Source organism: Paenibacillus sp. OK060 (genome assembly GCF_900101205.1).
In the GTDB taxonomy this organism is placed as follows: Bacteria; Bacillota; Bacilli; order Paenibacillales; family Paenibacillaceae; genus Paenibacillus; species Paenibacillus marchantiae.
This window is the reverse complement of sequence record NZ_FNFR01000014.1, coordinates 54,177-75,461: the sequence shown is the minus strand read 5'-3', so window position 1 is coordinate 75,461 and position 21,285 is coordinate 54,177. Positions and strand designations below refer to the sequence as shown.

At 37.7% G+C, this 21,285-nt stretch carries 17 protein-coding genes and 3 pseudogenes; 11 read left to right on the top strand and 9 right to left on the bottom strand.

The window, feature by feature from the left end:
• Positions 1-180 precede the first annotated feature (180 nt).
• The gene (locus tag BLS14_RS30615) at positions 181-2,547 is read left to right on the top strand and encodes a glycoside hydrolase domain-containing protein (RefSeq protein WP_090955669.1); all 2,367 of its coding nucleotides are present in this window, start codon (positions 181-183) and stop codon (positions 2,545-2,547) included.
• Positions 2,548-4,021: 1,474 nt separating this feature from the next.
• Here the strand turns inward: BLS14_RS30615 and BLS14_RS30605 are convergent.
• Together BLS14_RS30605 and BLS14_RS30600 are read right to left on the bottom strand one after the other, a co-directional pair.
• Positions 4,022-4,282 carry a hypothetical protein gene (locus tag BLS14_RS30605; protein WP_176854892.1) on the bottom strand — a complete coding sequence of 87 codons (261 nt, stop codon included), beginning with the start codon at positions 4,280-4,282 and terminating at the stop codon, positions 4,022-4,024.
• Between the two features lie 997 nt (positions 4,283-5,279).
• The gene (locus BLS14_RS30600) at positions 5,280-5,657 is read right to left on the bottom strand and encodes a hypothetical protein (protein ID WP_090955663.1); all 378 of its coding nucleotides are present in this window, start codon (positions 5,655-5,657) and stop codon (positions 5,280-5,282) included.
• A 448-nt stretch (positions 5,658-6,105) separates the two neighbouring features.
• On the opposite strand from BLS14_RS30600, the gene BLS14_RS30595 reads away from it, so the two are divergent.
• Complete coding sequence (locus BLS14_RS30595; protein ID WP_090955661.1) at positions 6,106-6,846, top strand: hypothetical protein; 741 nt, start codon at positions 6,106-6,108, stop codon at positions 6,844-6,846.
• Positions 6,847-7,355: 509 nt separating this feature from the next.
• Here BLS14_RS30595 and BLS14_RS30590 read toward each other — a convergent pair.
• Positions 7,356-8,546 carry a M28 family metallopeptidase gene (locus BLS14_RS30590; RefSeq protein ID WP_090955659.1) on the bottom strand — a complete coding sequence of 397 codons (1,191 nt, stop codon included), beginning with the start codon at positions 8,544-8,546 and terminating at the stop codon, positions 7,356-7,358.
• 1,201 nt (positions 8,547-9,747) lie between these two features.
• Between BLS14_RS30590 and BLS14_RS30585 the strand changes: the two genes are divergently transcribed.
• The 6 genes and pseudogenes from BLS14_RS30585 (at position 9,748) to BLS14_RS30565 (ending at position 14,098) form a co-directional block, all read left to right on the top strand.
• A complete protein-coding gene (locus BLS14_RS30585; RefSeq protein WP_090955657.1) occupies positions 9,748-10,002 on the top strand; it encodes a hypothetical protein in 255 nt (84 codons plus the stop codon).
• Positions 10,003-10,135: 133 nt separating this feature from the next.
• The gene (locus BLS14_RS32880) at positions 10,136-10,531 is read left to right on the top strand and encodes a hypothetical protein (RefSeq protein WP_176854890.1); all 396 of its coding nucleotides are present in this window, start codon (positions 10,136-10,138) and stop codon (positions 10,529-10,531) included.
• A 42-nt stretch (positions 10,532-10,573) separates the two neighbouring features.
• A complete protein-coding gene (locus BLS14_RS30575) occupies positions 10,574-11,944 on the top strand; it encodes a hypothetical protein (RefSeq protein WP_090955653.1) in 1,371 nt (456 codons plus the stop codon).
• Between the two features lie 102 nt (positions 11,945-12,046).
• Positions 12,047-12,220 carry an Ig-like domain-containing protein gene (locus tag BLS14_RS32875; RefSeq protein WP_176854888.1) on the top strand — a complete coding sequence of 58 codons (174 nt, stop codon included), beginning with the start codon at positions 12,047-12,049 and terminating at the stop codon, positions 12,218-12,220.
• A 47-nt stretch (positions 12,221-12,267) separates the two neighbouring features.
• Positions 12,268-13,090 (top strand): annotated as a pseudogene (locus tag BLS14_RS33660) (Rpn family recombination-promoting nuclease/putative transposase).
• Between the two features lie 399 nt (positions 13,091-13,489).
• Positions 13,490-14,098: a hypothetical protein gene (locus tag BLS14_RS30565; protein ID WP_143021611.1), complete on the top strand. Its 609-nt coding sequence runs from the start codon at positions 13,490-13,492 to the stop codon at positions 14,096-14,098.
• A 211-nt stretch (positions 14,099-14,309) separates the two neighbouring features.
• Here BLS14_RS30565 and BLS14_RS30560 read toward each other — a convergent pair whose 3' ends face one another.
• On the bottom strand, positions 14,310-14,783 hold the full coding sequence (locus tag BLS14_RS30560; RefSeq protein WP_090955649.1) for a GNAT family N-acetyltransferase: 474 nt from the start codon (positions 14,781-14,783) through the stop codon (positions 14,310-14,312).
• Positions 14,784-14,835: 52 nt separating this feature from the next.
• A pseudogene (locus BLS14_RS30555) lies at positions 14,836-15,702 on the bottom strand (IS1595 family transposase); the annotation flags it as partial.
• Between the two features lie 395 nt (positions 15,703-16,097).
• Between BLS14_RS30555 and BLS14_RS30545 the strand changes: the two are divergent.
• Positions 16,098-16,571, top strand: a complete 474-nt coding sequence (locus BLS14_RS30545) for a hypothetical protein (RefSeq protein ID WP_090955646.1) — start codon at positions 16,098-16,100, stop codon at positions 16,569-16,571.
• A 64-nt stretch (positions 16,572-16,635) separates the two neighbouring features.
• On the opposite strand, the gene BLS14_RS30540 is transcribed toward BLS14_RS30545, so the two are convergent.
• Entirely contained in the window at positions 16,636-17,379 is a 744-nt protein-coding gene (locus BLS14_RS30540; protein WP_176854885.1) for a phosphodiester glycosidase family protein, read from the bottom strand.
• Between the two features lie 280 nt (positions 17,380-17,659).
• Here BLS14_RS30540 and BLS14_RS30535 point away from each other — a divergent pair, with 280 nt between their 5' ends.
• Entirely contained in the window at positions 17,660-18,127 is a 468-nt protein-coding gene (locus tag BLS14_RS30535; protein ID WP_090955643.1) for a hypothetical protein, read from the top strand.
• Between the two features lie 574 nt (positions 18,128-18,701).
• Here BLS14_RS30535 and BLS14_RS30530 read toward each other — a convergent pair.
• The 3 genes and pseudogenes from BLS14_RS30530 to BLS14_RS30520 form a co-directional block, all read right to left on the bottom strand.
• Positions 18,702-19,048 (bottom strand): annotated as a pseudogene (locus tag BLS14_RS30530) (RNA-guided endonuclease TnpB family protein); the annotation flags it as partial.
• A gap of 144 nt (positions 19,049-19,192) precedes the next feature.
• Complete coding sequence (locus tag BLS14_RS30525) at positions 19,193-19,570, bottom strand: hypothetical protein (protein ID WP_090955641.1); 378 nt, start codon at positions 19,568-19,570, stop codon at positions 19,193-19,195.
• Positions 19,571-19,798: 228 nt separating this feature from the next.
• Complete coding sequence (locus BLS14_RS30520; RefSeq protein ID WP_090955639.1) at positions 19,799-20,242, bottom strand: phosphodiester glycosidase family protein; 444 nt, start codon at positions 20,240-20,242, stop codon at positions 19,799-19,801.
• A gap of 210 nt (positions 20,243-20,452) precedes the next feature.
• Here BLS14_RS30520 and BLS14_RS30515 point away from each other — a divergent pair, with 210 nt between their 5' ends.
• Entirely contained in the window at positions 20,453-21,199 is a 747-nt protein-coding gene (locus BLS14_RS30515) for a phosphodiester glycosidase family protein (RefSeq protein ID WP_090955637.1), read from the top strand.
• The last annotated feature ends 86 nt before the right edge of the window (positions 21,200-21,285 follow it).

Genomic DNA, 21,285 nt, shown 5'->3' with positions numbered 1-21,285 from the left:
TCGTTTTGTTACGCAATATAATGTATTAAATTTGTAGATATCAATGATCCATCTGTGAGAAGGAGTGGAGAGTTAATGTAGAACTCTTAGTTTCGTAACCAACAAGATTTCATAGATGCTTTAACACAAAATCTGAACTATGAATATGAACCTAAATGAAGAAAAGGGGTTGTACAATTAATGGATGCTATGATATTAAAAACTCAGCAATTTTTGAATAACACGTATGGACATGATTCTAGATTTAATGTTGTACCTTTAACTGGGCTAACAGGATGGTCAACTATCTATGCTCTAACACGCGCTCTACAAATTGAATTAGGGATTACGGCTACAGCAGATAGTTTTGGACCAACTTCTAAAGCAAAGTTTACCCAAAGATTTCCTAATGGTGTTAAGCAACAAGCCGATGGATCAACTCAGCAAGATAATATTTACGCTATTATCCAAGGTGCTTTATGGTGCAAGGGCTACAGCACTGGTGCTACTGGCATCACGAAGAACTTCTTCGGAGGTACGGGTTCTGCAGTGAAATCCCTTAAAGCAGATGCAGGCTTTGTTTCTCCTGATTCGACCGTTACCGTAAATGTAATGGCTGCACTCCTATCTATGAATCAATACGTAACGCTCTTTCTGCAAGGCGGAACAAGTGAAATTAGATCCATTCAACAGAGATTAAATCGTAAATATGAGAACTATATTGGTTTGGCTCCTTGTGATGGATTGTATGGACGTGAGATGAATAAGGCTCTTATTATTGTACTTCAAGCGATTGAGGGATTGAGTGCGGGGGCTGCAACAGGAAACTTTGGAGAATCGACTAAAGCTCTCTGTCCTATCCTTCCTGACACAACCAATAAATTAACGGCTCAGCAGGAAGCGGATGCAACAGATCTGATTAAGTATGCTTTGTGTTGTAATGGCTATTCGATTGCATTGTCTTCGGAATGGAATCAAACACTGGTAGAAACATTGAAAGAGTTTCAAAGTGATATGCTTTTGCCAGTTACGGGTACAGCAGATATCAACACGTGGATGGCATTGCTGCTGAGTAAAGGTAATCCAGATAGGGAGGCCGCAGCTTGTGATACCCGGTTTGAAATCACAGCTTCTCGCCTTACGCAATTAAAAAATCAAGGATATCAAATTGTGGGAAGATATATTAATGGTACTGAATTTAAAGTGTTAAGAGAGAACGAGCCTCAACGAATAATTGAGGGAGGGCTAGCATTCTTTCCTATCTTCCAAGATTCCGGTACGAATCTAGCTTACTTTACTCGGGAACAAGGTAAGAAAGATGCATTGAAAGCTGTTCGCGCGGCGAGAAAGTTTAGAATTCCAGAAGGTAACGTTATTTTCTTCGCCGTGGACACGGATCCTCAGGGCGCAGAGATTGCGACCTCTATATTACCATACTTTAAGTCTCTCTCTGAAAACTTTGATAAATCATATCTAGTGGGTGTTTACGGAACTCGGCATGTGTGTACACGAGTTAATGACGCTGGGTATGCGGTCACCAGTTTCGTAAGTGACATGTCTACCGGATTCAGCGGTAACATGGGATTCAAAATGCCGAAGAACTGGACATACGATCAGTTTGCTGAGATTCCTATGTCCCCCGATTGGGCTATTGATAAAGACGCCTACTCTGGAAAATACCCTCCGGTTAGATCATTAAGTAAAGAAGTATACAACAAACCTTCTAAACCAACTAATGCAGGCAAAGTTACAATACAGACGATGATTGAGAAGTTGAAAGTGTTGGAGCAACACTATAAAACATTTTATGAATCTGCTAAAGACGAATTCGGAAACTATTTACCTCCATACAACCATAAACAAGCAGCGCTTGGTATAACAAACTTTCTACGTAGTGTTAAATACAGAGGTACAGAGTGGGGAATTACCACACTTATTGCTGTTAATGATGTTTTTGTAAACTATGTTAAGAATAACGATAATGAATTATATGAATATATTTTACCTTTCATTAGTTCTGAAGATTCCGAGCTCTCGGATGGTTATAATGGATTGATTGATTTAGCCCATCTTGCTGCCACAACAGAATGTTATATTACATCACCATTCATCCCGAATTTTTGGACAGGATGGGGTGGAGATTTAGCTACCGCTATGAAGGATACCACGAGAGGCTTAGAAGCGGACCCTCAGAAAAATGTTCAGGATATTGCTGACTCGATTGTAGGTAGCGTAAGCTCAACATTCAATTACACCGATATGTGTATCGACGCAGATGCAATCAAGATTGCAACACTCATTGGTGAGGCAGAAGATAAAGCTAACGCATTGTCGAATGCACTAAGTGTATACTACTCAACCCATGTTCAGAGTCGATATACCTTTTATGTGGAGGACATCGATAATGGAGAGAGTCTAACGGCATTAAAAGAAGGGATACACGACAAGATGAATGGTGTGCTGGAAAGAGCAGGGTTACTACGGCTCAAGGGAGGTAACCCTTCTGATGAAGTAAATGTGGCCTGCTGTAACGCTTTCGCTAAGTATATTTACAGTGAATTGAGCTAGTGAGAAAGAGCAATTAAGCTGTTAAAGGCTTAATTGCTCTTTTGTTGTTTTAGGTAAACAATAAACTTGTGCAAGAAGCATCCTGCTAGAAAACTAACGGCTTGAAATCCACTCTGAAAAAGTAAATATCGTGTATCTAAATCAGATAAGTTCAGAGTTGGTTTCCAATAAGGTACAAATATAAAACACACACTTAAGAAGTGTAAGACGGACAAGATCCATATGTTTAAACAGTTTAGACTAAATTTGTTTTGAAAATATAAGCCGTAGAGAAACGAGATTAAATAAAATCCCCCTCCAAACAACAGTAGCGCAAAGAACTGTATTAAAATAATATAATCCACATCAGATGGATTATTAAATGTGAGCAACATCCCTACCAATAAACCAAAAAATAATAAGTTGAAAATGATGAACTCTACATAGTAGGACTTACGTTTTTTATTCATATGCTTTCTCCTTTCTATTAGGATACTAGAAATAGAGTGAACTAAGTTCAAACTAAGACTGAGAGCTACTTGATAAATAGGTGTTTGTACCAATCTTTTTCCAAGCATCAGACCAGTTGCTTCCCAAATGTAGTTACCTTAGTTCGTGAGTTGTAGCATGTTGAGGGCCGTGTTCCGTTTCAATATATACGTGGTATCATCATGGACACTGTTTATTCATGCAGCGTTCATGATGTTGATCCTGATTTTTGCAGAAGGAACAAAACTGAAAAAGTCCTTTGTGTTCAAAGCTAGTTGGATATAATGAACATCCTATTTTTGTTTGTTAGGAGTCGAATGAACATCAATAACAACGTCTGATCTTTTGCATTCCAAGTGTATTCAACTCTTAATTTGCAAAGCCCAATTCAATTGTAGCTGGTGGCGAGCATAACTGGCTTCTTTAAGATAACGCCATTAGTCTTATACATATTAATTAAATTTCCTTGTAAGTACTCCATAAAGTAGCCGGCACTTACTGCTCCTGCAAACCCCATGATAGCCATGACAGCTGTAGCTATTTTCGCTTTCTATTCATTCACGTATCCCCTAATCTATGATCCGTATAAGTTAAGGTTCTATCCTATTTTGTAAGTTACCTTATTATACCACTCATATTATCACTATGTTTATGGACAAGACGGCTAAGATGAAAAATCACTTATAGAGCCCTATAAAGTACCTAGAGAAAATAAAGGTCGCAATGCAAACTTGGTTTCATATATATTATAAATATATCCATTAATTATATGAGGAAGTGCTAAGCAATCCATTAATATATCGGTTCATTAATTATAAGTAACGGTTCGTGCACACAATTTTATATAGCAAGAAGGGGAACATAGCAGTTTTCACTGACTATGTTCCCCTTCTTGCTATATCGTGACTAGGCTTTGAAAAAGATTGTACACTGGAAGTAGGAAGGATACTTTCTTTCTAGATTGTGAATATAATCAATCGGAAATAAATGAATGATATTTTTTAACTTATATTACCTGAGCCAATGTAGTATTCCGTACCATTAATAGTTCCCCAAGCTTGAACAGTAACTGGGTTCCCATCATCATTGTGCCAAGAAGTGCTTCCGTTGTCCAAAAAGTAAGCAGAGTTTCCAGTGGAATAATAAGACCAGTTTCGAACAGAACGTACTGCTCCACGGTAAGTAATTTGTGTTTTGAAGCTACTGTAATCTTTGGACGGATATTGTAGACCGCTGAGATGGATTCCAATCCCACCTGTTTTCTCAAAAATGCCGCTAACTGTTGCCATAAATAATCAATCCTCTCATTCAATAGTTTTAGGAGAAACTCTCACAATGCTTAAAGAGAAAGTATCACTTCCTGATTTATATAATATCATACTGCGTAACGTAACGCAATATATTATTTAAAGTTTATTCAATATATTATGTAGACCAAAAGGAAAAAGTCATGAGGAACAATTATAAAGTGCACCCAGGGATTAGATAATCTTTAATTGAAATTTGGTTCAACTCAATGCTCTTGTTTTGGCTCAAAGACCTAAATTTTTTTAACTATTCAGATTTCTATCTGATATTGTTCTATATTGAGTTCATGAACCTAGTTCAGTAAATTAACTATATTTCTAATCATTTCTTTAAATTATGACAAGGAAATTGTATTGAAACAGACTGACTGATCACTAAAAAATACGAATAAGGATCATTGGTAGTAATATAAATGAAAAATCAAATGAGTGTATAAAACCAACATTTTATCAATCACCTCAAGCGGTTACCATCTAAAGATGAGCAGTAAGCAAACTGATGAGTATAAGTCACTAAATTAACGATTTTTTTGTTTTCGCGGACCTCGGTCCGCCAACCGACTAGATACATTTTAAGTACATATAATCTGTGCTTCACGAGAGAGTCTTTTCTCTATAAAGTGAGGTTGATTTTTCATTTTCTGTTTTCTAAGGAAGGTTAAGCAAAAATAAGCTTCCTGACTATGTCTAAAATCATGATGTTCAAACAAAAGTTGAACAAGTAATAAGATGAAAAGCTAACTATACTCTATCGGTTTCTCAAAAAGGTTGCCCAGACTGATGGTTTAACATAGGGGAGATCGGCTACTATTCAAGATTAAAAATAAGAGAAGCGCGGTCAATTATTTTTGCAAAAAAAAGATCCAATCGCTCAATTACATCGCGAAAAGATCTTTTTTTAGTATTGCCATTTGTTATGGGGAAATTATCTTATATAAAGTCTTACATCTTTCATTATTAACCAGTCTCTTCAAGAGCTGAGAGCAAGATATAGCCGGCTACACCAGCATTGTTCCAAACGTAGACCCATTCTTGTCCGTTCACAACAATAACTTCACCACCATGCTGACCGTGTAATGTATAGCCTGGATATACAGTGAGCACATGTTCTCCTGTTGGTGATGCAGTTTTTCTAATATTTGCTACAGTTTTGACTGTCCATGTATAAGACAAAATGGAAATTTCGTCTTGTCCTGGTGCGACTGTGATAGTTGAGTCAATAGCATTTTGGGTATTAGGTCTAACTCTATCGGTTGGATTATCCGATGCAAAAGCTCCAGTTACCGGAAGTGCCATTGCAGCGACTAATGAAACAGCAATTAATTTTTTCAACATTTTAAAGTCTCCTTTTTAGTTGGGATTAGATATGTAAAATCTTAGTATTCTCCTTTCTATTTACTATTCATCTTATATATGTAAATAAGAGAACATACATAATATACCATATAATATCACAAAAAGGAAATGTCAATTTTGTAATATTTGTAATAAGTCCAAAAAAAATTAAAAAAGACCCTATATTTCCTACACAAGGCTCAAAATTTTTATTAAGTGTTTAGAAGAACATCTAAAAATAAAGGTAGTTTACGAAAACTGTTATAAAGTTATGTTTTCAAGTACTTTTATGAAAGTCTTAATTCTATGAAGCTATAGAAAGATGGTCTTACACCGAACATAAAATTAAATTCCGCATTCGTTCAAAATTGAACTAGTGAATGTGCATGGAACTTACTAGCTGAATGAAGCGTTAAGAGTATATAGCAAAAAGAGGAGGGCTTACCCTATGAGGAAAAAAACAATAGTTTCTCTAATGGCAACCCTGTTGGTAGCTGTAATCGCAAGTGGTTATATGTACATAAACAAAACAACTTTAGTTAGTATTCAAAGTGATGTTCTAAGTGCAGCAAACAAGGCGACTCAAAGTCAAGTGGAATTTATAAAAGAAACATTCGAAGACGGTTCTTACACGGTACGTTACCGGGACCGTGAGAACCTGAATGAAGTTACTGAAGAATACCGTGATAACAAGCTTCAGAACAAACTAATTATTCAAGGTCGTGGAAAGAAAATCACTTCATATGGTCGCGATTTTGAATCAGGAAAGTTGGTTGGTAATACATGGACTATGCCGGAGAATATTGCTGCTGAAAATGAAAAGTTGCTTCAGTTTTCCCTGTTGGAAAGTGCAAAAGAAGAAATGAAAAGCAAGGACTGGACAGTCCTCAAGACCAATGACGTACAATCCTTGACTGCTAAAACCAGTAACAAACTACAGGCTGTATCAGAAAACGATTATCATAAAGAAATCGTAACTATTGATATGAACACTGGTTTACCTATACAACGAGTGATTTATGAGAAAGACAAAAACGGTAACATTGTTGGTAGTTCAACCAAGACTGAGGAGTACAAATATATGGATTCTATGCCGAGGAAGATCCAGGACTTTGCTCTAGAAGAACCAATTGAGATCAAAGAAATTCCAGCACCAATCGTTGAGGATAAGTTATTTGAAGGTTCCTAAGACTTTAAGTCTGCTCTCTAAGAACTAAACCATAAGAAGCCAGATCTCATACTCAGGAGCGGTTTTTTCTTTACCCAATAGCACAAGCATAAAGTGTCATTGCCTATTTGATGCAAATCTAAACCTCATCAAATGACTCGCCTGCCGCATTAGAGATTACCCAGTAAGAATAAATTTACGTACAGCATATCTGCTCAAGATGAGAGGTGTTGTTAACTTGACCAATCCTCATCACATCGCCTAGCTTATTCAACTGCTTTATATATTTCAACCAGTAACACATATGTAATCTATAGTCATTTACTAACTACATTTTTGACTTGGATATTCCTCATTTACAAGTTTTTGCAGAGTTTTTGTGTAAGACAAAGTTAGAATTGAGAAGAGGGGGAGGGGAAATGTACACCTTAGTGTCGAGAAACGATCAAACAAAAACAGTTACAGGTGACCTAAGCTCCAAACAAATCGGAACCTCAGCCATCTGTAACTGTTTTAGATTTTGAGTGCTTTTATTGACTTGGCCGGAGTATTTTAATGTCAGGCTCCAACAGCATCTTGTTCAACAATGGACCATAAACATTGTAATGTGCCAACGAACGACCTGGATAATAATATTCCAGATTTTTCATCGTGTCGAACTCTTTCCCTCCTGCCATGTAGAAATCATGCATCCTGTCATTTATGAATCCATCGTTTTCAGCTGTAATCAGAGAACCATCATCTCTTGCATAAAACCAGTTTGTTGCTTCGAAGTATGCGTAAGGAATTCCTATTTTAGCAAAAAGCGTATGGGTGCCATCTATTTCTCTTGCAGAAGGAGAGAGTTCATAATATTTTTTGTTTGGAGAAGGGTTTGAGCTTGTCCATGGATTGGTATAAATCGTATTGTTGCTAATTTCGGGACCTTTGCCATGTGTATTGTAATAGCCATCTAGTGCCTCTGTATCGAATACATTAATGCCCAATTCTAAGGCTTTGGAAACGGCTAATTTATAAGCTTCCGTTTGTACAACGGAGTTATTATTTCGATCGGTTATGCCTCCATAAACATTGGGGTAATCACCACGCGCTATATTGTCGATATTGAGCATGAAAAGAGTATTCTTCTTTTGCGCATCAGTCATTTTCTTTACATAGTACTGTGATCCTTTATCGAATTGCTCAATGTCAAAAAAAACAAATTTTACGGTGTACGGCAATTTAACTGCGTTAGGAAATTCCTTATCCACAAGCTCCTTGATTTGAGCGAGCATTAATGCTACCCCTGAAGCGTTATTGGAATAGCCTGATCCGTCATAATGGGCACCAACAATGATTTGTTTGCTAGGATCTTTCCCCTTCAGTGTGACTTCAATATTGGAGCCTTTATAGTAGATGTTTTGTCTGTATGTCCCTGTAATAGTGCCAGTAGTATCTGTTTGTGTGTTGAAAGTCTGCTCATAAATATTTCGATAATCTACGCCAATTTCTTTTAGCGTGTCCTTAATCCATCGTTTAGTCTGTCCATGAACTTTACCATTTCCTATAGAATTATCTGTAGGAGAGGCTGAACTGTCTTTAAGGTGTTCACCCATGTACTCCAGATATGTTTGAGCATTTGTTGCAATAGAAGAAGAACCTGAAGCCAATGCATTTCCAGGAACTACAATAACCAACAGAATAGTCAATAGAATACCTTGAACCTTTAAAATCTTTTTCATATTTCCTCCTCAAATCAATTCATTCTTCAAGTTCTACAAAAGCCTTACACAGTATGTTCTATTCATACTTAATTACCGCTAATTTTTGAGAGCGGCCTCCCAAAAACATACTCTATGTACTCACTATGTTTAGTAACTAACTTATTACTCTGAGAATTCACCTCACAATTTAGAAAATGTTTAGCTTTCATCAATTCATTAATGATATCCATCTAACAGTAGTAGAATTAGGAATATTATACCACATTATAGTTCTTAAGAATCAATAAATAACTTTGATTTATCTATCCTGAGTGAATAAATGGAAATTTTTTGGTGGGGAATCGTACATTAACGGTATCATCGGAATAGAGATTCAAATCGGGATGTTGGTTACGGCGTTGCCTTCAGAAGGAGGTGAAGCCAAATGACAGCACTTCTAAAGTTTGGCAACATATTCAATGGTTGCAGCTCGACAAATCTATGATATGTGTAAATCTATAGTTGTTGTGATACATATAACAGTCTAACTGTCGGCCAAATATTGCTTTCTGACGAAGTGCATTCATGTATACAAGTGGAGTGTATGACTAGGAGTTTATTAAGCCAAACGGAACAAGCAAAAATTCTATGATTCAGATAATATGAAAATCTACTTAATTGCTCCTATAGCAAAAAATAAATATTCATTCATTTTAAAGTTTACTGATACAACGTTAAATGAAGAGATTCAAAACTGTTTATACGCAAACAAGGGCTGCAGAGTCGTTGTAGCTGGAGAATTGAATTCATCAAACAGTACAAATAGGTTTTCGACCATTATATCAGCCCAAAAACTGTTAACGATCAGTATTTAAGGCAGATCTAAACTTCTCGAACAGGCTAATGTTGAGTTCGACAGCAGAAATAACACACCAATTGACTTGAACAGGAATTAACAACGGGATTTATTTGATTGTCACGTGTACATTTATTGTTCAGGCCTTTCATTCGATCAACTTACTTATTCATGTAGCGCGTAGATCTTTTTTGGGTAAGTGATAATATGCTGATAGATATTTTCATTAATGTTAAAGTTGTAATAAATGAATAACTATAAATTGCGAAGCACGCAATTATCCTTACATAGGGATAATTGTGTGCTTTTTTGTTTTTATATTTATAGTGCTCAGCGATCGTTAGTCATGCTTTATCAATACGTCAGAGGTAGGGGATCGTGAGTATGGGAAAGTTTAAGAAGGGTATATCTGTATTTTTAGCAACATTTTTATTGGTAAGTAGTCTATCTGTATCGGTAGGCGGGAATGGCAGTACTACAAAGGAAAAGGGATTACTTTACGAAAATACTCAAGGAATTATGAGTATGGAATTCGGTACTACTTTTGTTGAACCCGATAGCAATCTTGTACACATTGGTAATCGGATACCTACTATTAAGGATATACCAGGTTCTGTCCTAATAGTTTTGATGACATGATTCCTGGTAAGGTAACTTTCTTTCCTTTTATCAATTAAAACGAAGCATATATCAGCTAAAACATAAGGATTTTGCCAAGGAGGATACTATGATACGGAAATATCTATACAAGTCGGTAATCATATTTTTATGTTTGACATTGATTACGCTCATCATTTCGACAACAAAAACTTATGCATCAGATGAACGCCAAAGTAATTACGACATTTATTACTATTGGAATAAATATAGAGTAGAAACCCCATTGCCTTATTCTTGGAGTGGGAGTGGAGAAACAACTGGTTATCCGAATGTACCTCTTTTTTATACAGGGTTTAGTGCTAATGAAGCGGCTAAAACCTCATCCGTCACAGGGACTACATTTAATAACTTAACTTCAATTACCAAGTTGGGTATTACCCTCATTGGTCTGATCCCACTGTTATACGATTCACTAAGACAGGTGACAACTCTTATAAAGAGGAACATCTATATTGGCGTGCATCACCTCAAAAGCAAACGAAAGGTACTCTTTTACAATCCAATATAAAAGCTAAACAAGGTACGTACTCGGATGATGGGGTACATACCGATGGATACTTGGTACACCAAGTCAGGGGTAGTTCCCAATACTATACCAGTTTTAAGTGTTCCAGCGTCTGTGGAAAAAAGAATAAATTTAAAGCCAGGAAATGATACTTTCTCTATTTCAGGCACAGTATTAGATGCAGATAATGACACACTAACAGTCTACGCTACTATAGGTAGCGTGACGAAACAAATAGTAGTAAATGAGACAACAACGCCTAGAGCTTGGAGTTTGGTTTGGAGGACTTCTGAGTTTAACAGTAGCGGAACTTATTCTACAGTTAGAGTTTATGTAGAGGATGGCAGAGGTGGAAACGTTAGGGCCCTATACAGCCCCGCACTGACTGTAGATTTGACCCCACTTTATTATTGGGACAAGTACAGCACAAAAGACTATGTATCAGGCTACAAGGAGTCTAGGGGTACAACATATAAAACAAATCCTGATAACATTCACGGATATCGTAATTATACGTTTGATACCACAACAGGACGTTTCTCAGGTGTTGGCCAATATGAAACAGCTCCAACCTACCCAACATGGGCTGGAACTCGTTTGTACAATGTAGGTTCGTTCGGAATGACAGAGAATGTTGTTACAAATCTGGACGGCGTTCAATCTACTTCGTATACTGCAGTGCCAAATGGTACCGTCAAGGTGAAAGACACTTTACAACAAAGTAATATCCTAGATGTCGCTAAGACTTATCCTGACGATGGGCTACATAGTGATGGTTTCTGGTATATAAAGAAAGTTACCAGTAATATGTTTTCCGTATTATCTGTAGAGAATTCAGATATTTCAGTAAGTAAAGTTAATTCAACTCTTAAGCTTATTGGAAGCATATATGATGCAGACGGTGATGCAATTACCATTAAGGCTACTATTGGTGGTATAGAGAAGCAAATAGTTAAAACGAATACGAGTGTAGCCAAGCCCTGGGAATTAACTTGGGCTAATCTACCAGAAGGAATCTACAGAGATATAAAAATTACCGCCAGCGATGGTGAGGGCGGGGTAGATAGTGTAACGTTCAGCGGAACGATTATGGTCGATAAGACTGGGCCAGGAAAAGCAGCAGTATCTGTTACGCCAAATAAAGAATGGGCCAACGAAACGATCACTGTCTCTATTACTCCTGGTATCAATTCAGGGGTTGGAACCGAAAAGACTCAATATAAACTGAACTCAGAATCATGGATAGACTATATAGACCCATTTGAACTAACTGATGCAGGAGTATATGAGTTAATAGTTGTTTCAACTTACAAGTTCGGTAATGTCGGGACGGAACTGAAACAGACGATCAAGATCGACATGACAGCTCCAGAACTACCAGATGTGTCTCTATCTAACTGGGAATGGACGAATTAAGATGTTACTTTAACAGCGACTTTAGGCGCGGATTTGGAAAGTGCCCCTGCTCATAATGAGTACACAAAAGAGGGAACAAATTGGATCAAATATGTAGATTCATTGAAAATAACGGAATCCGGTTTATGGACATATCAAGTTCGTACTACAGATTTTGCAGGGAATATTGGTGAGTCTGCTCAGGTGGTCGTGAAGATTGACAAGATTGCTCCAACAGAGCCAAAACTGAGTTTGTCAAATAACGAATTACCCCGATTCAGGCGACAGATGGGCTAGATGATTTGAGCGGGTCAATGTGGTAAAATCATATTAGGAGGAATCTAATGATTAATAGACTAAAACCCTTAAATGATATAGTTTTCAAACGACTATTTGGTGAGAATCATGATAAAGATATGTTAATTGCTCTTCTTAATGCTATTCTGAGTTCTGATATTGTTGATGTTCAAATACAAGAAGAAAAACTGACTCCTGAAAAAATAAATGATAAGCAAGGTTTCCTTGATATTAAAGCTGAATGTAAAAACGGAGATAAGATTAATATTGAGGTCCAATTACGTAACCAAAATAATATGATTCCGCGTACCTTGTTTTACTGGTCGAAGTTATACATTGAAAATTTTACGAAGAGCTCAGTACTCCAGTTTGCGTAAGACCATAGTAATTAATATTCTTGGGTTTAATTTGATTAAAAAGGTTCCTTATCATTCCCAATATCATCTTTTTGAGGATGAATCAAGAGTAAAGTTGACTGATCTTATGGAGATTCATTTTATTGAGTATCCAAAATTTAAGGAAATAGAGCAAGAAATGAATAACCCTTTACATCGATGGCTATTATTCTTACAGGGAGATCTTTCGGAAGAAAAATTAAAGGAGGTCACCACCATGGACCAGATCCTTAAACGTGCCGACGAAAAGCTGATGTTCTTAAGTGCTGACGAAGAAATTCGTCGGATGGCAGAACTACGTGAAAAAGGAGTCGCTGATCAAATTGCTCGAGAAGAGCATGCTGCCGAACAAGGTAAGATTGAAGGGAAAATTGAAACAGCTAAGAATTTGCTGAAGATGGGAATGACCATTGAACAAATTGCATCTGCTACTGGGATAACCGAACATGAACTCCGAGTGCTTCTTGACTTGTAAAGTTTACAAACATAATTTTTGCTCACAGCAATGTTAAGTAGATAAATTCAAAAGATACCTTTACGTAGTAGCCGTTCTCCAAGTATTGCATTGGAGAGCGGTTATTTAATTATATGGACTTGTGTAATGATCTACTAACTTGTACCGATTACCGATTAGATGTATCTAAACATTGAACTTATGCAGTTAAAACCTCAATATGTACCATGATTCATGCCATTTTTCACATCGTTATGAGACAACTAACTTGTTGAGAAGTAAAACGCTTTGGTATCTAGCTCTTTTTTAAGCTACCGGGCAGATTTGCTCAACTTCCATTATTTGGTGTAGTATGTGAAGTGAAAAGATTGGGATGAACGGTTATAGATTGAAGAGTGTGAAAGGAGCAAAAATGTGAGGATGTATTATAAAAGCAATAGAATATTGATAAGTGTGATTTTTATAGTTTGTGGAGTGGGAGGCGTAATGGTGTTCCAAAACACATATGCTAAAGGTACGACTAATCAAAGCTACACCAATTCTGCTAATTATCCTGAAAATGAACGCGGACAGACATACGGTTATGCTGCAGAAGACACCTCCGTTGAAATGCTACCTAATTTAATCTATGCAGGAAGTGTGAATGGTATTAAGGGGTTTTTGCTGAAAAAAGATTATCTCGGTGAACCTGGTGATGTCCCACTGTATGATGTTAATGGGAAAACCATAATTGGCTCTTTTCATATTAGCGCTAAGAATATGAACTATCCTAAAAATAAAAACGGACAAACATACGGTTCAAGCGCAGATGCTACTTCTTTAGAAACGGAACCTGAATTAATAAGTGCTATAGGTGAGGGTGGCACTGCAGGATATGTGCTAAAAAAAGACTTAGACGGTGAGCTACCAAAATCACCTGAGGAAGCCATTGCAATACAGAACAGTAGATCACCAGATGGTCGTGATATTCCGATGTTTGATGTTGATGGTGAAACTGTTATTGCTGTGTTTCATGTTGGAGGAAAGTAATAAAAAGGATGCTCAGTGTCACGCTTCCACAATTCATGAACACCGCTCTACCTTCATTCAAAAGGTGGTTGAAAAAAATGCGTAAATAATCGCGAAACAATAACGAGGTTCCATTCAAAGTCGCTAATATAGCGGCTTTTTAGTTTTGGCTTTGTTTTCTTTCATTGTTGATTTACGACCAAAGAATAACGCCCAGCATATAAACAGGCGTTTAATGTAACTCTTTAATCATTTTAAAGTTAACTAACTTAATACCCTTTCGTTCCACACACTGTGACTGAACTAATTGGTATCCGTGATGTTCAAAAAATGGTTTTGCTGTGATACTTGCATCAGTATCCAGTTCAGTAAGACCCAATCTATTTGCCTCAGATTCAAGAACGCTCACTAACGATGAAGCAATCCCTTGCCCTTGAAAATCTTTGTGGACATACAGTCTATCCAAGTGTCCTTTATGGGTCATATCAGAAAAGCCGACAACTCTGCCGTCGATTAAGGCAACATATGTAATATTGTTACTCATAGAATCTTTCCAAGACTCCAATCTAAGCTCCTCATCATCTTTGGATGCCCATGCATCAAGTTGCTCTTGTGTATAATCTTTCTTGTTTACAGAATGAACTGTTTCATAGAACAACATGACAATCTGACTAATATCCGAAACATGAAACTTTCTGATTTCCATCTTATATCCTCCGTGTAATCTTTTTTATTGTGATTCATAAATTTCTGTTTGTTTAAGAAACAGAAGATGCTGTGCGAAGATTTGCATTCGTCTCATTTACTTTAAACAGACATGAAGCAACAAGCATATTTTTCTTGTTTGATGTTGTATTTTCATAATCCTTGCTGTCTAAGTAGCGAAACCAAGCAAGATAATGTTGCAAATACTTTGTCGCAACCCCGTTAAAGTGGTCCATCCATTTTTTCAGACGGCTGTGATAACTGTTTACATTTTGGATATGATATACGCCTTTAACTCGCTGTTTTCCATCGGATTTGAATCGGTAATGAGCTAAACCTTTTGAGTTCGCATAAGAGCTAAATGCCCTCCACGAATCCGTGCAAAGCACGTTTGAGTCAGATAAACGACCACCAATTGCCTCATCCAATTTCGTTGTCCGAATACGCCCACGTCCAAGAACGCCAGAGTAAGTCATTTTCTGACGGTCACGGGCTACCAGTACACATACTTGGTCGTTGCTGATGCCACGATATTTGGCTTTACCGCCACGTTTACGAGGTTTACGGTCAGCTATGTTCCGTTTACCTTTTTCAGAGAACAAGAAATAAGTCTCGTCCATTTCGACGATACCCTGGAAAGCTTCGGTTGGAATTTGTTTCAAAGCGGAAAGGATTTTATGTCGCCAGTAGAATAAGGTCACGTGCGTAACTTCTCCGTGCAGTATTTCAGCACACTTACGAAGGGAAAAGCCATCAATCATACATTCAATGAATCGAACCCAAAGATGAGGTCTTCGTGTGCGTTGGAGAGGGGTATTCGTGAGGTCGTTAAACGTCTGTAAACAGGATTTACAACGGTAACGCTGCCGTTTGACCACTCCAGCACGCGTTTGAACACTATATTTTCCAAACCGCACGACAGCATGGGCTCAGATGGCAGTTGGTTATATGGCATATGCGCTTGCAGGTTCAAAAAAGGAGAACGTCATCGAGCAGACTTTCAGTAAACTGTGGCAATTTGGCCAGAATCGCTTTGGTTACCAATTACCTGATTCTGCCTCATTGCATTACAAAGAAATCCATATCTTCCTTCAGCACCCTATATGTATGGTTCATGTTTTTTACCTCACAATTTATTTCTGTGAAAGTGAAAAAATATCCTTTTTTCATGTCTTGAAAGAGTTTTGAAAATTAACCTTTACTTAGAATTGGAACTTGCGTTCTATACTTGGAAGTCTAAAGAAAAGGAATGTAACTTATTGGATGTATTTACGTCTATTGTGATGAAGGTTATTTAAGATAGGGGGATTTTGTGATGAATATAAAAAATGCATTATTGGCTAGCAGCCTTGTATTAAGTGTACTTTTAATGTCCGGTTGTGGATCTGATGATGCCAAGGCTCCACACTCAGTTCAATCAACAGAACAAGAGCCAGCTCAAACACAGGAAAAGGAGCAAGTCAAAGAAGACCAGCAAGTATTTGTTGATGAATCGAAATTTGAGGGCGAAGAACAAGAGCTAGTAAAGTTATTGAATTTATCTACTAAGTACAGAAATGAAGGCGACCAAGCAGCTTATATGGATCTTGTCAGTGATGAACCAAACACGCCTATAAATCAGATGAACTCTAAAAAGATTGCGGATATGCAAATTGACAGTATCGGTGAGATTTCAGAATCTCAGGGGACAATTATTGCGACAGTTACAACAGAAGGCTCTACACCAGGTTCAACAATGTACATTTTTCATAAAACCAAAGGAGTATGGAAGATCTACGATATTGATTAATTCACGGATATAAGTTTAAAAAAGCGAGCTTACACTAAACTCAGAGTAAGCTCGCTTTTAGATTTTAAACCCAATCAGTTGCAGCAACTCTAACCATCGTATAAATTGGTCTATTTTCGTTACTAGGGTCAAAGTTAGCTGGAACTGGGTTCCCGTTTCGAACGTTAGCGTATTTCATTTGTGTTGATCCTCCACCATCCAACATAACGGCTAGGCTACAACCACGATTAATCATGAATTGTCTAACTTCCCAAGCATTTTCACTTGCAAAGGCAGCGAGCCAAATCTTTGATCCATCCCAACCAATTGCTGTTCTTTTGGTCTTTAACGTCGGGCCAAAACGATATGCATTTTGACTTCCTGCTTTGGCCTTAGAGCAGTCATCTGAAGCATCCTTGCCATGAATTGCTATGTAGAACGCATCAGAGTTTGCATATGATACATTCGGAAACAAACTGTATCCACCAATTGCCCATTTTACATTGCTCAAATTTGCTTCGCTAGCATAGTCAACTACACCTGTTGTGATTGAAGATCCTCCGTTGTAACAGAACATAGTACCTCGCTTAGTTAAAGTGCCACATGCCTGACCTGTACGTGAACCTCCAGATCGAACTGCACTACCATTTTGAATAGCAATTCCGACTAAAGTTGCACCATTGAAAAAGGTACCATTAACACCGAAATACGCTTGGTCATTCACTGATTTATAACCAACATCAACCACAGAAATAGCTGCTAAATCTGTCTTAATTGTGTGCACGGTGTTACCGTTATGGGTGTATGCAATATGTTGAGCTACTGTCATAAATAAAACCTCCATGTTTAGAATATTGTAAGATCAAATTTAGCGGCCACTATTTTCTCTCTCATATATAAAGGTAAATACCAAAGTGATCTAACAACCGTTGAATGAAATTAAATATATAAACTTGTTTAATCGTATTAAAATCAATTTATCCACCTCAAATACAGGAATAAGACTTGCGCTTCTATGCTTTGAGAGTCTAAACAAAATAAAAATTGTAACTAATTGGGTTTATTTGCGTCTATTGTAATGAAGATACTTTAGATAGGGGAGTATTCAGATGCTTACAATAAAAGGACTGGTGGCTAGTAGCCTTATTTTAAGTGTACTTCTAATGGCAGGTTGTGGATCTGATGAAGCGAAGGCTCCAGAACCGGTTCAATCAACAGATCAAGAGCCTAATCATACAGAGGAAAAGGATAAAGTGAAAGAGGAGAAAAATGTATACATCGATGAAGCTGGTTATGAGGGTGACGAGCTAGAGATGATTAAAGTAGTAAATCTATCAACAAAATATAGAAATGAAGGGAACGAAGATGAATTCTTAAAACTGTTTAATCCTAACCATATGAAGACTTTAACTCCGATGAAAGTAGAGAGTATTCAACTTGAGTCTATTAACTTTATGTCTGAAAACGTTGGTAGTGTGAGAACTACGATAAAATATGACACTAAACAAGAGCCTGGAATAGCTTTATTTGTGTTTGATAAAACGGATGACAAGTGGATTATCTCTGGCACAGACTAAAGAACAGATTAAAGAAGAAGCAGTCCCGACATAGGGGACTGCTTCTTTGTGTCGAGCCTTATACCCATCCAGTTGCTTCTACAGCGACCATCGTGAATATTACCCTGGATCATAGGATAACCGTTATGGACAATGGCATACTTCATCTGTGATGAATCTCCACCGTCCAGCATAATAGCCAGGTTTGCAGCCGCGGCTAATCATGAAACGACGTACTTCTTAGGCATTCTCTGATTGGAACACAGCTAACCAGAGATCCATATCAACCAATTGCAGTACTGCTAGGGCTAAAGCGATAAGCGTTTTAAGTTTTGGATTTACCGTCAGCACATGCGTTTGCGTCGCCTGTACCATTAATTACAGTATAAACTGCTGCATCAATAGGTTATGACACATTCGGGAATAGACTGTATCCACCGATGTCCCATGTGATGTTGCTCAAACTAGATTCAGTATATGAATTTTCTTACAACGCCTGTACTAAGGGCATTTCCACTATTTTGAGCCTCTCACCCTTGAAAGGTGGGATTCCTAGCTAATTCTAGGGCGCATCCGTTTCTGCTTTGCCCAGCTGCTAAGTTAAGGGCTCGTTCAATATCCCGTCCCAAATCAGACTGTTACCATCTGCCACAGGTTGACGCATGATGTTGATCGCACCTACTCGATCACGGTGTGCTGTATACCCACAGATGCAACGATACGTTCGATCATTGGATTTGTTCCGCCTACTGCATACTGGGCAGATTTGCGAAGTGTAGGCTGGATCAATTTCCGCGATTTGGATTCCAGCGTGTGCCGCCTTGTATGGGATGAACATTTGCAACTGATAAAACGACCAATCATGCAGATTCTTTGTGTTTTTGCGACTTGTTCTTGTCGTCTTACGATAGCGGTCAACTTCTCAAGCTTAATGACCGACACGTTCTAGCCTAAAACATCATCTTTATCATAAATTCACCATATGTTCAAAGGTACCCGTTTAGCGGAATTCAGCACTCATGAATTAATCAATTGTATAGATGGACCATATACTTTCATTGTTCTTCCGGACCGCGTACATCATTTTCACTTCTTCAATCGTATCTGTATTGGAATCCAAACGTTCCCCAAGGACTGTAATATGCACTTGGTTTTTGATCGATTCACTTTTTCAATGCTTTCAATTGTTGAAAAATTATATTGGAATTCTTCACTATAATACCCATCCATAGCATCGGCCAATTTTTCGGTGACGAATCCGGATCGGTACAAATTGTGGTCATGCTCAACAAGTCCTTTTAAGTTCAATTTAAGTACATCGAGAAGAGGGGATTCGTCTTCCGTTAGGGAGGATTCCGCCTCTTTAAAATCAATATTAATACCAGGTTTAAAATTTGTTGAAGACTCCGTTTCAGCCTCAGGAGTTTTAGATGTATCAGGTACTGAATTCTGTGTTGTATTCATCGTATTCGTTGGTTCTTCGGTTGGTGAGTTTGTAACACCACACGCCGTAAGAAGAATAAATGAAGTTAACAGCGCTGTTAAGGCAAATGATTTTAGTATGATATCCCACCTTTAAAAAACTTATATAGATAAAGTCGCTACGATGATGGAAAAAGTTACAATTTATTGTTCAAAAGGAATAGGAAAAAGGGAAATCATAAAGCGATTTCCCTTTGAAAAACCGAAGGATTAAGACCAAGTTGCCCCGTTGACAGTAATGATACTGTATACAAGACGAGGTCCACCAGAAGTGTAGTTTGTACCATCTGATTTTTTGGCACGAATTTGTGCGGCTGTATTGCCATCCAGCATAATAGCATCTGTACATCCAAGAGACTTCATGATACCTCTTGCTTCTAATGGCGTACAATCGTTTGCTTTACTCATTACAGCCAGGACAATTTTATCAGCTTTATAGCCGATCGCAGCACGTTTGTTGTTTCCGAAATCAACATTGCCTTTTTCATCTTTCAGCAGGGTGTTGAATGCCGTTTCGCTAGTAACAGTTTCTTGAAGTTTGAGGCTAATGCCTCCGATAGCCCATTCAATCCAACTAGTAGGCGTAGACAGATCAGCTAATTTGTTAATGACGAACACATTCGCTACTTTGGTAATGCCAGCATTTGGCCTCATACAAACTGTGGACACTATGTTATCTAGATTCGATAATTTTAGCCTGTTATCACAACTTTTTATGATTAGAGGTTGTTAAATAAACAATTAAATTACCCTTATATATGAGAAGGTAATTAAGACTTATCTAGGCGGAGGAATGACGCTATAGAACAAGTCCCATTCTTTAATTACATTTCTCTAATCTAATCTGAATAGGGGAATTATTATATGGCTACTAACTATGAATACAAACAAGTTGAAGGAGCACCACTGTCGATTTTTTCTCCATACGGTCCACGTATGAAGTATATCAAAACGAAACTTTCCAACATCAAAAGTGAAACGATCTTAAAACCGATGTCGCAGACTTCTTTTATGGGTATCAACGGTGGTTTCTTCCTCCCAGAGAATGATAACTACAATATTCCTCCGCTTGAGGGAAGATCTATCGCATACTCTTCTACAGATACCGGTAATGTCTCTGTAAACTACGGTTCACCACTTAAAACCCGAACACTGCCAAAAAATTATTTACGGAACGGATCATCCAATCAACTCTTTGCTCGTAAGACGTTGGTCATCTATACAAGTGGAGGGACAACCAAGGCAGCATATATGTATGCTACAAACACAGCAGAGGTTTTTGCCCAGTATAGCAATGTTAAAACAATTATTGGAGGTAACAGTTTTACTTCTTCTGACTGGGGTGTTGCTCAATTCAATGTACCACTGCCAAGAACAGCGATCGCATGGAAAGGCGATGATGTATATCTTATTGCAACACCAGACGCTATCACCATCAATGATCTAAAAGCCTCTATTGAGCACATTGGCTTAGATCCTACTAATACCATTGTTCTTGATGGTTCGGGTTCATCCGCAATTCGTGTACAAACTAACGGTTCGTGGAGCAACAGCTTTATTGGTGGGGATCGATATATTTATAATATGGTTCGTTTGATCAGTTCTACTTAAAAAATTGTGGTTCATATACAAAATGTAGAGGTTTTTTCCAGTAAAAGTATGACTGATTCCAAATAATCATATATAATGAAGTGAAT

What these genes read in the sequence shown, in the direction of transcription:
- BLS14_RS30615 (WP_090955669.1), top strand. Translation starts at nt 181, where the DNA reads ATGGATGCTATGATATTAAAAACTCAGCAATTTTTGAATAACACGTAT.
- BLS14_RS30600 (WP_090955663.1), bottom strand. Translation starts at nt 5,657, where the DNA reads ATGTTGAAAAAATTAATTGCTGTTTCATTAGTCGCTGCAATGGCACTT.
- BLS14_RS30595 (WP_090955661.1), top strand. Translation starts at nt 6,106, where the DNA reads ATGAGGAAAAAAACAATAGTTTCTCTAATGGCAACCCTGTTGGTAGCT.
- BLS14_RS30590 (WP_090955659.1), bottom strand. Translation starts at nt 8,546, where the DNA reads ATGAAAAAGATTTTAAAGGTTCAAGGTATTCTATTGACTATTCTGTTG.
- BLS14_RS30585 (WP_090955657.1), top strand. Translation starts at nt 9,748, where the DNA reads ATGGGAAAGTTTAAGAAGGGTATATCTGTATTTTTAGCAACATTTTTA.
- BLS14_RS30575 (WP_090955653.1), top strand. Translation starts at nt 10,574, where the DNA reads ATGGATACTTGGTACACCAAGTCAGGGGTAGTTCCCAATACTATACCA.
- BLS14_RS30565 (WP_143021611.1), top strand. Translation starts at nt 13,490, where the DNA reads ATGTATTATAAAAGCAATAGAATATTGATAAGTGTGATTTTTATAGTT.
- BLS14_RS30560 (WP_090955649.1), bottom strand. Translation starts at nt 14,783, where the DNA reads ATGGAAATCAGAAAGTTTCATGTTTCGGATATTAGTCAGATTGTCATG.
- BLS14_RS30545 (WP_090955646.1), top strand. Translation starts at nt 16,098, where the DNA reads ATGAATATAAAAAATGCATTATTGGCTAGCAGCCTTGTATTAAGTGTA.
- BLS14_RS30540 (WP_176854885.1), bottom strand. Translation starts at nt 17,379, where the DNA reads ATGACAGTAGCTCAACATATTGCATACACCCATAACGGTAACACCGTG.
- BLS14_RS30535 (WP_090955643.1), top strand. Translation starts at nt 17,660, where the DNA reads ATGCTTACAATAAAAGGACTGGTGGCTAGTAGCCTTATTTTAAGTGTA.
- BLS14_RS30525 (WP_090955641.1), bottom strand. Translation starts at nt 19,570, where the DNA reads ATGAATACAACACAGAATTCAGTACCTGATACATCTAAAACTCCTGAG.
- BLS14_RS30520 (WP_090955639.1), bottom strand. Translation starts at nt 20,242, where the DNA reads ATGAGGCCAAATGCTGGCATTACCAAAGTAGCGAATGTGTTCGTCATT.
- BLS14_RS30515 (WP_090955637.1), top strand. Translation starts at nt 20,453, where the DNA reads ATGGCTACTAACTATGAATACAAACAAGTTGAAGGAGCACCACTGTCG.